Source organism: Janthinobacterium sp. 17J80-10 (assembly GCF_004114795.1).
GTDB lineage: Bacteria > Pseudomonadota > Gammaproteobacteria > Burkholderiales > Burkholderiaceae_D > Paucimonas.
The window spans coordinates 228,153-241,066 of sequence record NZ_CP035311.1 but is presented as its reverse complement, the minus strand read 5'-3'; the positions used below and the strand labels follow the sequence as shown (position 1 = coordinate 241,066).

General features: G+C 62.2%; 12 protein-coding genes. 9 read left to right on the top strand and 3 right to left on the bottom strand.

Annotated elements, in window-relative coordinates; genetic code table 11:
- Nucleotides 1-162: 162 nt before the first annotated feature.
- Entirely contained in the window at nucleotides 163-882 is a 720-nt protein-coding gene (locus tag EKL02_RS00980; protein ID WP_241687760.1) for a CAP domain-containing protein, read from the top strand.
- Here EKL02_RS00980 and EKL02_RS00975 read toward each other — a convergent pair.
- Nucleotides 875-2,740, bottom strand: a complete 1,866-nt coding sequence (locus EKL02_RS00975; protein WP_128900285.1) for a WG repeat-containing protein — start codon at nucleotides 2,738-2,740, stop codon at nucleotides 875-877. The genes EKL02_RS00980 and EKL02_RS00975 overlap by 8 nt on opposite strands.
- Nucleotides 2,741-2,960: 220 nt before the next feature.
- On the opposite strand from EKL02_RS00975, the gene EKL02_RS00970 reads away from it, so the two are divergent.
- Both EKL02_RS00970 and EKL02_RS00965 read left to right on the top strand, forming a co-directional pair.
- On the top strand, nucleotides 2,961-3,407 hold the full coding sequence (locus tag EKL02_RS00970) for a hypothetical protein (RefSeq protein ID WP_128900284.1): 447 nt from the start codon (nucleotides 2,961-2,963) through the stop codon (nucleotides 3,405-3,407).
- Between the two features lie 99 nt (nucleotides 3,408-3,506).
- Nucleotides 3,507-5,555 carry a UvrD-helicase domain-containing protein gene (locus EKL02_RS00965; RefSeq protein ID WP_128900283.1) on the top strand — a complete coding sequence of 683 codons (2,049 nt, stop codon included), beginning with the start codon at nucleotides 3,507-3,509 and terminating at the stop codon, nucleotides 5,553-5,555.
- A gap of 25 nt (nucleotides 5,556-5,580) precedes the next feature.
- Here the strand turns inward: EKL02_RS00965 and EKL02_RS00960 are convergent, their stop codons facing one another.
- Nucleotides 5,581-6,291, bottom strand: coding sequence for a Crp/Fnr family transcriptional regulator (locus EKL02_RS00960; protein WP_128900282.1), 711 nt, complete (start codon nucleotides 6,289-6,291; stop codon nucleotides 5,581-5,583).
- A gap of 179 nt (nucleotides 6,292-6,470) precedes the next feature.
- Here EKL02_RS00960 and EKL02_RS00955 point away from each other — a divergent pair, with 179 nt between their 5' ends.
- The 6 genes from EKL02_RS00955 to EKL02_RS00930 all read left to right on the top strand — a co-directional run bounded on the left by EKL02_RS00955 (nucleotide 6,471) and on the right by EKL02_RS00930 (nucleotide 11,997).
- Nucleotides 6,471-7,430 (top strand): TauD/TfdA family dioxygenase, encoded by a 960-nt coding sequence (locus tag EKL02_RS00955; protein ID WP_128900281.1) that lies wholly within the window; start codon nucleotides 6,471-6,473, stop codon nucleotides 7,428-7,430.
- Nucleotides 7,431-7,443: 13 nt separating this feature from the next.
- Nucleotides 7,444-8,322 (top strand): alpha/beta hydrolase, encoded by an 879-nt coding sequence (locus EKL02_RS00950; RefSeq protein ID WP_241687759.1) that lies wholly within the window; start codon nucleotides 7,444-7,446, stop codon nucleotides 8,320-8,322.
- Between the two features lie 232 nt (nucleotides 8,323-8,554).
- A complete protein-coding gene (locus tag EKL02_RS00945) occupies nucleotides 8,555-9,403 on the top strand; it encodes an ABC transporter ATP-binding protein (protein WP_128900279.1) in 849 nt (282 codons plus the stop codon).
- 17 nt (nucleotides 9,404-9,420) lie between these two features.
- Nucleotides 9,421-10,488, top strand: coding sequence for an ABC transporter substrate-binding protein (locus EKL02_RS00940; protein WP_128900278.1), 1,068 nt, complete (start codon nucleotides 9,421-9,423; stop codon nucleotides 10,486-10,488).
- Nucleotides 10,488-11,339 carry an ABC transporter permease gene (locus tag EKL02_RS00935; RefSeq protein ID WP_241687758.1) on the top strand — a complete coding sequence of 284 codons (852 nt, stop codon included), beginning with the start codon at nucleotides 10,488-10,490 and terminating at the stop codon, nucleotides 11,337-11,339. The genes EKL02_RS00940 and EKL02_RS00935 overlap by 1 nt, the downstream gene beginning before the upstream one ends.
- A 100-nt stretch (nucleotides 11,340-11,439) precedes the next feature.
- Nucleotides 11,440-11,997 carry a hypothetical protein gene (locus EKL02_RS00930; RefSeq protein ID WP_128900277.1) on the top strand — a complete coding sequence of 186 codons (558 nt, stop codon included), beginning with the start codon at nucleotides 11,440-11,442 and terminating at the stop codon, nucleotides 11,995-11,997.
- Here the strand turns inward: EKL02_RS00930 and EKL02_RS00925 are convergent.
- Nucleotides 11,970-12,902, bottom strand: coding sequence for a formylglycine-generating enzyme family protein (locus tag EKL02_RS00925; protein ID WP_241687891.1), 933 nt, complete (start codon nucleotides 12,900-12,902; stop codon nucleotides 11,970-11,972). The genes EKL02_RS00930 and EKL02_RS00925 overlap by 28 nt on opposite strands.
- Between the last annotated feature and the right edge of the window lie 12 nt (nucleotides 12,903-12,914).

Genomic DNA, 12,914 nt, shown 5'->3' with positions numbered 1-12,914 from the left:
GCTGGCATGGGGAATAGCCAATAAATATTTTCGTCTTGGAACTTGTTGACCTTTGGCAATGTCAGTGTCAGAGCCAGCCGCAGCGCGGCGGGCTTGCTAAACCGATACATGAATGTCGGACGGGCAATTAACCATATGCATGTTTGACCAGGGAGACTGATCTTGAAACGCCATACCCATGCCCTCGCCCTAATGGGTGCGCTGTGCGCCCTTGGCGCCAGCCAATCTTATGCCGCCAGCTACAACTGGTCCGATTTCGCCAGCCTGTTCAGTCGTAATCCTGCGCGCACGACAACGACGCTTGCGGCGACGACGACGACCAGGCCAAGTACGACGACCACAGCAGCTGCGACGACCACCACGCGCGCGGCCACGACAACCACGATTGCCACCGTTGCCACGACCACCACCACCACGCTGGCATCGGGCGCCGCCTTGCCGGCCGCGCAAACCTGCGGCCTGGGCAATTTCCAGCAGGAGCTTTTGACCCGCATTAACGAAATCCGCGCCAGCGCGCGCGCCTGCGGTTCGCTGACCTATGCCGCTGCGCCGCCAGTGAAGTGGAACGACAAGCTGTTCAATGCCGCCGCTGGCCATTCGGCCGACATGGCCGCGAAAAATTATTTTTCGCATACCAGCCTGGATGGCCGCAGCTTCAGCCAGCGCATCACCAACGCCGGCTATGCGTGGTTGGCTGCCGGTGAAAATATTGCCGCCGGCCAGACCAGCGTGGCGCAGGTGATGACGGCATGGGTCAACAGCCCCGGCCACTGCGCCAACCTGATGAGCAAGAACTTTACCGAAGTCGGCGTGGCTTGCGTAAAGAACGATGCTTCTTCCTATCGCAATTACTGGACCATGGACCTGGCCCAGCCTAGGTAACCTGGGTGCGGCCGCGTGCGGCCAGCGCCACTTGCAGGTCATGCGCCTGGCGGTAAATGAAGGGCGCGACGATGTTGCCGTACAGGGTAAAGCAGCCCCACAGGCCGAATTCGTCGCGCGCCGTGACCATGCCGCGCTGCGGGTAGGATAGACGCTCGAAGCGTGGCGGAATGATTTCGCGCCCGCCGCTATCGACCAGGCCAAAGCGCATGGGGCCATCGAAGCGGCGGCCGATGCGCGCCACCCCGCGCTTGAAGGGACCGGCTTCCTGGTAGTAATCGGGTGTCACCGGCACGCCGCAGGTATCGATGTAACACCAGCCGCGTTCCGTGCGCACCGGCGCCAGGCCTTCGCTGAAGGCCCGCGCTTCGAGGTAGCGCGGCGCAATGACATAGTGGCCACGCCGGTCGATATACCCATAGCGGCGCAGTGGCGCGTCCTTGGCCGGCGCCGGGCGCCAGTTCCGTATCAATGCATGCAGGCGCTCGCGCCATCCTGGCGCTGGCGCGCCGGAACTTGCCACGGCCAGTCCATGGTGGAATGTGCCGGCATAATCGAAGCGCGGCGCAATCGCCCAGTTGCCGCGCCGGTCGATGTAACCATAGCAGGCGGGGGCGGCCATGTCGGCGGCAGCGGCCAGTCCTTCGGAAAAGCTTTCGGCAGCGGCAAAGCGGAAGCCGATCACGGTTTCGCCGTGCAGGCCGATATAACCGTGGCGCATGCCCTGGGCATCGCCGGCGCAGGCAGGCAACAAGCCATCGTCGTGCGCACCATAGGTGATGGCGGCAAAGTGCTGGTCGCCGCAGGGCCGGCCCAATGCGTCCACAAGAATCTGGCGCGGTGCGCCGGTGTCGGCCTCTGGCGGCGTTTCCCGGGCAATGAAGACGGCGCGTTCGCCGGCGAAGGCTTGCTCGGCCAGCAGCAGCGGCTGCTCGCTATAGCCGGCCATGAGTTCGCCGCTTAACGACAGGTAGCCATGCCGGCCGTCCAGGACCGCGCGCAAGGCTTCGTTGCCCACGTCGTGCTCCAGCGCCGCGAAGCGTGGCGCAATCACTTCCTGGCCATCGCGGTCGAGCGCCCCCCACAGGCCATCGCTCTTGACCAGCAAGAGATCCTGGCAACAGTCGGCGGCATCTTCATACATGAACGGCACGGCCACATTGCCGTCCGCATCGATATAGCCGTACTTGCCCTGCTTGACTGCCACTGCCAGCCCCTGACGCAGCGGCGCCACATCCTGGAAGGCCGGCGGCACAAGAATCTCGCCGCAACCATTCATCAGGCCACAAAGGCGTGTTTTGCCGCAGGTGGCAAAGACCACGGAGTCCTCGGCGGTGGCGGCATCGCTGCAATCCTCCCACAGCACGATGCGTCGGCCGCTGGCATCGATGTAGGCGGGCAGCGTTGCCGCACTGCCTGCGCCGACTGTCACGGCGGCCGCGCTGCGCGGCAGCTTGCCGTGGCGTTGCAGGGCTTGCTTGATCAGGCCCACCACCTGGCGCACGACGCCCCGATGGAAGCTGTCGCGCGCATTACGGATGGCCAGGGCGCCAAGCGGCCAGTTCGCCACCTTGAACTTGTAGAACGGCCGCTGCCAGGGCTGGTTGCCGGCATAGTCGCGCGCCACCTGTTCGGCCAGCGCCTCGGCTTCGTTTTCGGCAAAAAATACCCCCTCGACCTGGTCCGGGGTCCCCAGCTTGTCGTGCGTATAGGCAATATACAGTGAATGCCAGGCGCGGCCGGGATGGTTGAAGACGCCTTCCCAGGTTTCCCCCTTGAGCAGGGAATGGCCCACCTCCAGCAGTAATTCCTGCGCTGGCGCAGTGTCCTGGCTGGCGGTTGCGGTGGAATTTTCCATGAGGCGACCCTATCAGGGAGTTTTTTTAGGTTTTCTCCCATATTTATGGGATGTGCACCAGTGCAGTGCGGCGCTACCATCTGCACCAGGCGACGATCCTTATTCTCCTCGCAACGCCCCACGATGTTCTGCACACAATCAAGGCATGACGGAGAAGAAAGCGTAAATCGTTGCAGGCGTGTGCCTGCCGCAAGACAAGAACACATTTCGGGGACGCACCATGACAGCCATCGACTTTTCCAAATCGGTCAAAACCGCGCTGGCGCAGCGCGCTGCCTACATTTGCAGCAATCCCGAGTGCCGTTGCCTGACCTTGCGCCTGGTGGGTGACGAGGCAAGCAAGGTGACTTACCGCGGCCGCGCAGTGGCCATTTGCGGTGCCGAAGGCGGCCCGCGCCATGATGCTGCCATGAACGGCAACCAGCGCAAGGCCATCGACAATGCCATTTTCCTGTGCGCCAAGTGCGCCGAAACCACCAGCCGCAACCGGGGCGCGCATTATCCCGCGACCCTCTTGCGCCACTGGAAGGAACAGCACAAGCGCTGGGTTCGCGCCAACCTGAACCTGCGGGCCGAGGAACCGGGGCAACTGCGCCTGGTACGTGCCGCGGCCTTGCGTATTGACAACACGGCGACCGCCTCGCTTCCGCTCAAAAGGGGCATTTAGGGCGGTTGTCGTGCCCGCGCGGCATTTAATTTTTCGTGCCGGCAAATCGGTGGCGGTGCACTGCTACAATGTGGCGCTGCTCTTTCCTCGGTTTGTCGCATGTCCCATCCCCCTTCTTTCGGCCTGAACGCCCCGCAAAGCGAAGCGGTCAAATACCTTGATGGTCCTTGCCTGGTGCTGGCGGGCGCCGGCTCGGGCAAGACGCGCGTGATCACGCAAAAGATCACGCACCTGATCGAGGACCGCGGCTACGACCCCCGCAACATCGCTGCGCTGACCTTCACCAACAAGGCTGCCACCGAAATGCAGGAACGCCTGGCCAAGCAGCTCAAAGAGCCGCGCCATGCCAAGCAGCTCACTGTCTCGACCTTCCACTCGCTGGGCGTGAATATCCTGCGCCGTGAATCCCGCGAACTGGGCTTGAAGGACCGCTTTTCCATCATGGATAGCGACGACTGTTTTTCGCTGGTGCAAGACCTGGCGATTACCACCGACAAGCAGGAAGTGCGGCGCATCCAGAACGCCATGTCGCTGTGGAAGAATGGCCTGGTCAGCCCCGACGACGCCATCAAAAATGCCGTCACCGAAGAGGAAGCGCAGGCCGGGCGCATTTACCGCAGCTATGTCGCCACGCTGGCGGCGTACCAGGCCGTCGACTTCGATGACCTGATCCGCTTGCCGGTGGAACTGTTCAAGAGCAATGAAGCCGTGCGCGACCGCTGGCAACGCAAACTGCGTTACCTGCTGGTGGACGAATACCAGGATACCAACACTTGCCAGTACGAACTGGTGAAGCTCCTTGTGACCGGCGTCGGCAAGAAACCCTTGTTTACCGCGGTGGGCGACGACGACCAGGCGATCTATGCCTGGCGCGGCGCCACCATCGAAAACCTGAAGACCCTGCAGGTCGATTTTCCCGACCTGAAGGTCATCAAGCTGGAACAGAATTACCGTTCCACCACGCGCATCCTGCAGGCCGCCAACGCGGTCATTGGCAACAACCCCAAGCTGTTCGAGAAATCGCTGTGGTCCGAGCATGGCCTGGGCGACCCGATCAAGGTCATGGCCATGCAGGACGATGACCACGAAGCCGAGCAGGTCGCGATCATGCTCTCGGCGCACCGCTTCGAACGGCGCGCCAAGTTTTCCGACTACGCCATCCTGTACCGCGGCAACCACCAGGCGCGCATCATTGAACAGGCGCTGCGCAAGGAACGCATTCCCTATACGATCTCCGGCGGCCAGAGTTTTTTCGACCGCGCCGAAATCAAGGACATCATCAGCTACCTGCGCCTGGTGGCCAATGCCGACGATGATCCCGCATTCATCCGCGCCGTCACCACGCCCAAGCGCGGCGTTGGCCAGTCAACCCTGGAAGCGCTGGGTTCCTTCTCCGGCCAGTGGCAATGCTCGCTGTTCGAGGCGGTGTTCAAGGGCGGCATCGAAGCCAAGCTGGCCGACCGCCAGTTGCATCCCTTGCGCGAATTCTGCAACTTCATCAACCAGGTCGAAGCGCGCGCTGCCAAGCGCGGCGAAAGCGCCGCCGAGCTGCTCGACGAGATGATGAAGGAGATCAATTACGAAGGCTACCTGTACGATGCCTTCGATGAGCGCGCAGCGCAAAGCAAGTGGCAAAACGTGCTGGACTTCACCAACTGGCTGAAGGAAAAAGGCAAGGGCGGGCGTGATGGCACCGGCGAAGAAAAGAGCTTGCTGGAACTGACGCAAATGGTGGCGCTGATGACCATGCTCGAAGGCCGCGACGAAGAGCCCGATGCGGTGCGCATGTCGACCCTGCATGCGTCCAAGGGCCTGGAATATCCGCACGTTTTCCTGGTGGGCGTGGAAGAGGGCATCCTGCCGCACAAGGGCGACCCGGATGCGCCCATCGAGACGCTGGGCGCGCGCATCGAGGAAGAGCGGCGCCTGATGTACGTGGGCATCACGCGGGCGCAGCGCAGCCTGCACATCAGCTGGTGCAAGAAACGCAAGCGCGCGCGCGAAACGGTCAATTGCGATGTGTCGCGCTTCATCAAGGAAATGAAGCTGGACGAGGGTGATGCGCTCCCCGCAGAAGATGAAGTGATCACGCCGCAGAACCGGCTGGCGAATTTGAAGGCGCTGTTGCAAAAGCCGAAGGCGGCGTGAGCCGCCGCGCCGTGCGCCAAAGCGTTTAGTCGTTGCGGCGCGTCTGGTCGGCATTGACCAGGTCATACAGGGTGGCCGGTTGCAGCAGGATGATCTTCCTGCGATCAAAGTCCAGCCAGCCGGCGTGTTGAAAATCCTTCAGGATGCGGTTGACCGTCTGCCTGCTGGCGCCCACCATGTTGGCCAGTTCCTGGTTCGTGATCGGCGCGCCGAAATGCACCGCCGTGCCGGACTGGCTGCCCCATTGCTGCGCCAGGCGCAACAGGATCCGCGCCAGCCGCGCATCGGTGCGCCGCGTGGCGTTGTCCGTCACGGCGTCGCACGCCAGGCGCAGGCGCGCGCCGACCAGCCTGAGAACATTGATGGCCAGTTGCGGGTGAGCGCGCAAGATGTCATCGAAATCGCCACGCTTCAAGGCATACACCACCGTGCGCGTGGTCGCCAGGGCATGGACCGACTGCCGCTCCGCGCCGGCCAGGCCGCCTGCGCCGAATAACTCCCCCGGCACGCAAAACCAGAAAATGGTGACTTCGCCATCGGGGCTCAGGTGATAAATCTTGACGCTGCCCTGTTCAAGAAAATAGACGTAGTTTGCCGGATCGCTGGCGCCAAAAATGACCTGTCCGCGCCGGAATTCCAGCCGCTCGGCGCTGCCGATAAAAGTCCGCTGCGCCTCCGCCACGCCATCGAACAACTGGATGCGGTTCCAGTACCAGGGAATATTACTTAAAGTCATAACTCGTTTATCGATTATTCATATGCGATCTAAATATACGTTATTTGTCGCATATGCGACAAATTTTGTGTCGGGAATTCTCCATACTGTGACACACCAGAGGCCTAAAACAAACCGCGACGCTGCAGCGCCAGGGCTTGTTGAGCCAACCCCTGTCAACAATCTTGAGGATCACCGTCATGACCATTGCACACCGCACCGCGAAATCCGTCGCTGCCATCATTCCCGTCGAAGAGCGCTACAAGCACATCCGTCCCGTGCCGCAACTGCCCAATTTTGCCGCGCATATCGAGGGCGTGGATTTGCAGCAGCCCCTCTCGGCCGCTGTGCGCGAAGAGCTTTACCAGGCACTGCTGGATTTCGAGGTGCTGTTTTTCCCGCCGCAGGAATTGACGCCGCAACAGCACCTGGACCTGGCGGCGGTATTTGGCCCCGTGGCGCAAGGCGCCTACTTTCCGCGCAAGGATGGCCATAGCCAGATCGAGCTGATCGTCACCGACGAGACGCGCCCGCCGTCGATCGACCACTGGCACACCGACGTGAGCTGGGTTGCCGAGCCGCCGGCCGGCACCGTGATCCAGATCACCGAAGGGCCTTCCGTCGGCGGCAATACGGCCTGGGCAAGCCTCAGCAAGGCTTTCCAGGCGCTCTCGCCGGGCCTGCAGGAATATCTGCGCGGCCTGACCGCGAACCATACCTGGGAAGTGAGCAACTGGCGCAACTACCTGGCCGGCCTGGGAGAAGACGTGCTGGCCAAGGCCATCCAGCACTTCGGGCCGATTGCGCATCCGGTGGTGCGCCCACATCCCGAATCGGGCAAGGAAGTGTTGTTCGTCAACGAAACCTTCACCCGCAATATCAATGGCGTGTCGCCCCTGGAAAGCCGGGAAATCCTGCGATTCCTGACGCAATGGCTGAAGCAGCCCGAGTTCATCTATTCGCACAAGTGGGAACTCAACGGCATCGCCGTCTGGGATAACCGCACCACCCAGCATTACGCCCTTGCCGACTATTGGCCGCATCGCCGCGTCAACCAGCGCGTCACCTTCAATGTGCGCGGCTCGGAACAGGAAGGCGACAGCCTGCTCAAGGTCGTCGGCGCTGAAAATCGCGTCAGCACCAAGGCGTACGGCGAATAATGCAGGGGCAATGATGACGAGCGCATTGCAATCGGTCCGTACCGGGCTGCTGGAAATCCACTATGCCGATACCGGTCCGCGCGATGGCGAACCCGTTATCCTCTTGCACGGCTGGCCCGATGGCATCGCGACGTGGACGCAGACTGCGGCACGCCTCAATGCCGCAGGCTTTCGCACCATTGCGCCGTATTTGCGCGGTTTCGGGCCCAACCGCTTCCTGCATGCCGACACCCCGCGCAGTGCGCAAATCACCGCGCTGGCGCAGGATGTGCTGGACCTGGCCGACCAGCTCGGCTTGCCCACCTTCGCCATGGTCGGCCACGACTGGGGCGCGCGCGCGGGCTATGTGCTGGCGGCGCAGGCGGCGTCGCGTCTCACGCGCTACGTCAGCCTGTCGATCGGCTATGGCGGCGGCAAATTGTCGTTCCAGCAGGCGCGGCAATTCTGGTACCAGTGGTTTTTCGCGCATCCGCAGGGCGTCGCGGCGTTGCAAGCCGACCGGCGCAGCCTGTGCCGGGAGTTATGGCAAAGCTGGTCGCCCGCCTGGCAATTCAGTGATGCCGAATTCGATGCCGCCGCGGCCGGCTTTGACAATCCGGACTGGCTCGACATGACCCTGCATGGCTATCGCCACCGCTGGGGCCTGGCCGAGGCCGACCCGCGCTACGCCGCCCTGGACGCGCGCCAGCAGGAAACGCCGAAGATTGCCGTGCCCACCTTGCTGATCCACGGCGAAGCCGATGGCTGCATTACCGTCGACAGTTCCGCCGGCAGCCATGCCTGGTTTACCGGCCCCTACCGCCGCATCGTCTTGCCCGGAGTCGGGCATTTCCCCCAGCGCGAGGCAGCGGAGCAGAGCGCCGCGCTGATAGGCGACTGGTTGCGCAGCTAGCGGCGCCGCGAAGCTGATCCTACTCAATCACACGGCCCTTGCGGCCGTTTTTTTATTGGGCGAAGCCGTGCCTTTTTATGGGTGACAAGCCAAAATCTATATTACTAAAAATCATTATGAGTTTATTGTTGATTATTATTTGAAATGATCATGGGTTATTTGTCGCCTTCACGACATATTTTTACCTTCCTTGTCGACATACTGAATCCTAACCAAGGCAGGAGCTTTACCTATGACATTACCTTTAAGTTTCCAGGAAAATCCCCGCGCAAGCGCGGTGCATGCCGGCCGCATCGTATTCGACGGGGTCAGCAAGCGCTATGAAGGCAAGGCCGGCCAGCCGGGAACGCTGGCGCTGGATGATCTCAGGCTGAGCATCGCACCTTCGGAAATCGTGGCCGTGCTCGGCCCGACAGGTTGCGGCAAATCCTCGGCGCTGAACCTGATCGCCGGCTTCGAGGAGCCCACCCAGGGCCGCGTCCTGCTGGATGGCCAGGAAGTGCATGGCACCAATCCGGATCGCGCCATCGTTTTCCAGCATGGCGCGCTGTTTCCCTGGCTGAGCGTATTCGACAACACGGTGCTCGGCCTCAAATCGCGCGGCATCGACAAGCAAACCTATACCCGCCGGGCGCGCGAACTGCTGGCCGAAGTGGGCCTGGCAGGATTCGAAAACCATTACCCGTACCAGCTTTCCGGCGGCATGCAGCAGCGCGTGCAAATCGCCCGCGCGCTGGTGTCGCAGCCGCGCATCCTGTTGATGGACGAGCCTTTCGGCGCGCTCGACTACCAGACGCGCATTCAGATGCAGGAACTCTTGCTGCAGCTGTGGCAGGAGCATCGCCCAACCGTGTTTTTCATCACCCACGATGTGACCGAGGCGATCTTTGTGGCAGACCGCGTGCTGGTCATGAGCAGCAGGCCCGGCCGCGTCACGCTCGAAGTGCCGGTGCATACGCCCAAGCCACGCTCGCAGGAATTCCTGTCGAGTCCGGAATTCATTGCATTGCAAAGCCGCCTGTTGCAGGCCGTACAGAACGAGGTACGCACCGCTCGTGCTGCTTCCCCCATCCTCACCTAATTGATAGGAACGTCAAAATGAAACCAGTCACCCCGAAAAAGTCCTTTGCGCGCAAATTGCTGGCAACGGCCGTGTGCGCCGCCTCGCTGCTTGGCGCTGTCGCGGCTGCGCCTGCCTTCGCGCAATCTGCCGAGCCGCTCAAGTTCAAGTGGGGCGCGCCGACCGCAGACTATTTCGTGCTGTATGTCGCCATCGAACAGGGCTTGTTCAAGAAGGCTGGCCTGGATCCCGAGTTCTACTGGTTCCCGACAGGCGCGCCGCTGCTCGCTGGACTCAAGAGCGGCGATATCGACGTCTTTTCGACGGGCCTGGCAACGGTGTTTGCGCTGGGACAGAAAATTCCGCTGACATTCATCGGCTGGGAAGTGGATACCTCTGCCGGCGAAGCGCTGGTGGTCAGCGCCAATTCGCCCGTCAAGAGCTACCGCGACATCGCGCAAGCGAAGGCCATCGGTGTCGCCTCGGGAACCTGCGCCCAAGTGGCGTTCGGCCTGATCGCCCGCAAGAATGGCATCTCGCCCAAAAGCCTGAATGTCGTCAACCTGGCGCCGCCGTTGCAAGCCAATGCCTTCAAGAGCGGCGCCATCGACGCCGGCGTCGGCTGGGCGCCCTATCCGCAAATCCTGGAAACGCAGGGCAACCGCATCGTCAGCTACGATGACGAATACGGCCCCAATGGCGGCGTCTGCCCCTCGCTGTATGGCGCGCGGCCGCAATTCCTGAAAGAGCACCCGGAAGTAGGCCAGAAACTGGTGCAGGTGCGCGCCGAAGCATTGGCCCTGATCGAGAAAAACCCGGAGCTGGCGGTCGATGCGCTGGCCAAGCGCCTGTCGATTTCAAAGGAAGTCGCCCGCACGGTGATCAAGCGGGTTGGCGGCGCGAATCTGCCCACGCTCAAGCAGGAAGTCACGCCGGGCACGCGCTGGTCGCTGGTCGATCAGAAAGCCGGCCTGGCCGCCAAGCTGCATGTGGCCGGTGAAATCCTGCATGAAACCGGCACCATTCCCGCGCCCTTGAGCTGGGAACAGATCCGCGCCGCGATCGATCCGTCCTACATCGAAAACTATCTCAAGCAGGCGCGCTGATGAGCAATTCAGCCACTGCCACTGTCGAGTATGGCCGCAGCGCCGAGGCCGGGGACGCACGTGCCAATGCGCCCGGCGTGCGCCGCCGGGCAATGCCGGACTGGGTCTATTCGGTGGCGGCGATCGTCGCGCTGCTGATCGTATGGACCGTGGTGACAGCCGGCAGCTGGATCGACCCGGATTATCTGCCCAGCCCGCTGGGCATGTTCGCCGCATTCAATGCGCTGCTTGCCGATGGCTACAAGGATATCCCCCTGTACGCGCACATCGGCGCCAGCCTCGGCCGCACGCTTGCCGGATTTGCGCTTGGCGCCTTGCTGGGCATACCGCTGGGGCTGTTGACCGGCTACAGCCGCGTCGGCAGCGCGCTGGTGTCGCCGCTGATGGCATTTGTCCGGCCGATTCCGCCGATCGCCTTCATTCCCATGGCGGTGCTGTATTTCGGTCTCGGTGAATTGGGCAAGATCGTGCTGATCTTCTTTACGGCATTTAACTATGCCCAGGTGAATGCCCATGCCGGCGCCGCCGGCGTGCCGATTGCCTACCATCGTGCGGCGCAATCGCTGGGCTTGAGCCGGTTGCAAATCTTTTTCCGGGTGGTGCTGCCGGCTGCCGTGCCGCAGATCTTCACGGGCTTGAAAGTGGCGATGGCATTGAGCTGGGCCGTGGTGGTCGCGGCCGAACTCGTGGGAGCGCAACGTGGCCTGGGCTTCATGATCGCCGACGCGGCGCAGCTGTTCCATATCCCGGTGGTTTTCATCGGCATTGCCCTGATCGGTGCAATCGGGCTGCTGCTCAATTTCATCCTGGATCGCCTGGAACGGGTGCTGGTGCACTGGAACGGACGCTAGGAGGATTTTTTCTCCCATATTCATGGGATGCGGGGAGCGGCAAAAACACGCATACTTTAGCGCCGTTAACATAAACCGATCACACAGCGGAGGCGCACGCGTGCAAACCAATCCCTATTCCCCGCCACAATCCAATGTCGCTGATGTGCCGCCGCTGACCTATCTCGCCGGCGACGATCTGCCTGCCTTCTTTTCTGTCTCGCAAAGCAAGCTGCTGGTGCTCACCCTTTGCACCTTCGGCCTTTATCAGTATTACTGGCTCTACAACAACTGGAAGCTTGTCCGCGAGCGCAACAGCGCCAATATCTCGCCGTTCTGGCGCACCTTCTTTTCCATTTTCTATTGCTACCAGTTGTTTGACCTGATACGCCGCTATCGTCCGGACCTGCCTTCGGCGAAACTAGCTGCGGGCCCCCTGGCCGCGGCGTGGATCATCGCCACACTGCTGTTTAACCTGCCCGCTCCCTACTGGCTGCTCGGGTTTCCGGGCATGCTCGTCCTGTTGCCGGTGCAGCAGGCGGTCAACAGTCTCAACCAGGTGGTGGCGCCGGCACACGACCGCAACGCCCGCTTTGGTGCCTGGAACTGGGTTGCCGTCGCTCTGGGCGGGCCGATCCTGCTATTGGCGATTTACGGCACGTTTTTAGGCGTTGAATAAGAACCCAACTCGCGCACCAGCCTGAAGCCGACCAGCGTGTAGCGTGTCTGCGCCGAGTTCCAGTTGCGGTACGAGGCGCGTGCGTAAAATGGCCAGGTATGCCACGAGCCGCCACGCCGCACGCGCACCGTGCCGGTGGCCGGGCCAGGCGGATCGTCGGCCGGCGAATGCGCGTAGTAATCGTCGCTGTGCCAGTCGGCGCACCATTCCCAGACATTGCCATGCATGTCGTACAGGCCAAAGCCATTGGGTGCGAAGCTGCCGACCGGTGCAGTGAAGGCGAAGCCGTCGTTCCCGGGCAGTGCCTTATCCCGCCATTTTGCCCAATTGCGCGCGGCGTCGCTGTCAAAGACGTTCGCCGCCGTCAGCAGCGACTGCGGATCGTCGCCGCTGTGGTAGCGCGTGCGGGTGCCGGCGCGCGCAGCGTATTCCCACTCGGCTTCAGTGGGCAGGCGATACGTCTGGCCTTCCTTTTCGCTCAGCCACCTGGCCATCGCCGCGGCATCGTTCCAGCTGACGTTGGTGACCGGGTGACTGTCGTCCTGGGCGAAGCCGGGATCGCGCCAGGAATAACGCAGGTCGCGGCCTTCGAAAGCATCGCCACTTTCCGAGCGGGAGGGGTCATAGTCGGGATTGTAGCCATAGCCGCCGGTGCCGTCGGCTTCCGATTCGGGCCGGTAGCCGGAGGCTTGCAGGAAGTGCCGGAACTGGCCGACCGTCACCTCGTGCTGCCCGAAGTAAAACGCCCGCGTGATCTTCACGCGATGCAGTGGCGTCTCATCGGCCAGGTCGAGGAAGCGGGCGTGCTCCAGTTGCGGGTATGCCGCTGCCAGGACTTGCGGCGATTCGGCGCTGCCCATCATGAATTCGCCGGCAGGCACGAGCACGAATTGCATGCCGAGCATGTTGTTGACGGA

Excerpts from the sequence above, each read along its gene's own strand:
- EKL02_RS00935 (WP_241687758.1), top strand. The coding sequence starts at position 10,488 with ATGAGCAATTCAGCCACTGCCACTGTCGAGTATGGCCGCAGCGCCGAG.
- EKL02_RS00940 (WP_128900278.1), top strand. The coding sequence starts at position 9,421 with ATGAAACCAGTCACCCCGAAAAAGTCCTTTGCGCGCAAATTGCTGGCA.
- EKL02_RS00960 (WP_128900282.1), bottom strand. The coding sequence starts at position 6,291 with ATGACTTTAAGTAATATTCCCTGGTACTGGAACCGCATCCAGTTGTTC.
- EKL02_RS00925 (WP_241687891.1), bottom strand. The coding sequence starts at position 12,902 with ATGCTCGGCATGCAATTCGTGCTCGTGCCTGCCGGCGAATTCATGATG.
- EKL02_RS00975 (WP_128900285.1), bottom strand. The coding sequence starts at position 2,740 with ATGGAAAATTCCACCGCAACCGCCAGCCAGGACACTGCGCCAGCGCAG.
- EKL02_RS00965 (WP_128900283.1), top strand. The coding sequence starts at position 3,507 with ATGTCCCATCCCCCTTCTTTCGGCCTGAACGCCCCGCAAAGCGAAGCG.
- EKL02_RS00955 (WP_128900281.1), top strand. The coding sequence starts at position 6,471 with ATGACCATTGCACACCGCACCGCGAAATCCGTCGCTGCCATCATTCCC.
- EKL02_RS00945 (WP_128900279.1), top strand. The coding sequence starts at position 8,555 with ATGACATTACCTTTAAGTTTCCAGGAAAATCCCCGCGCAAGCGCGGTG.
- EKL02_RS00970 (WP_128900284.1), top strand. The coding sequence starts at position 2,961 with ATGACAGCCATCGACTTTTCCAAATCGGTCAAAACCGCGCTGGCGCAG.
- EKL02_RS00950 (WP_241687759.1), top strand. The coding sequence starts at position 7,444 with ATGACGAGCGCATTGCAATCGGTCCGTACCGGGCTGCTGGAAATCCAC.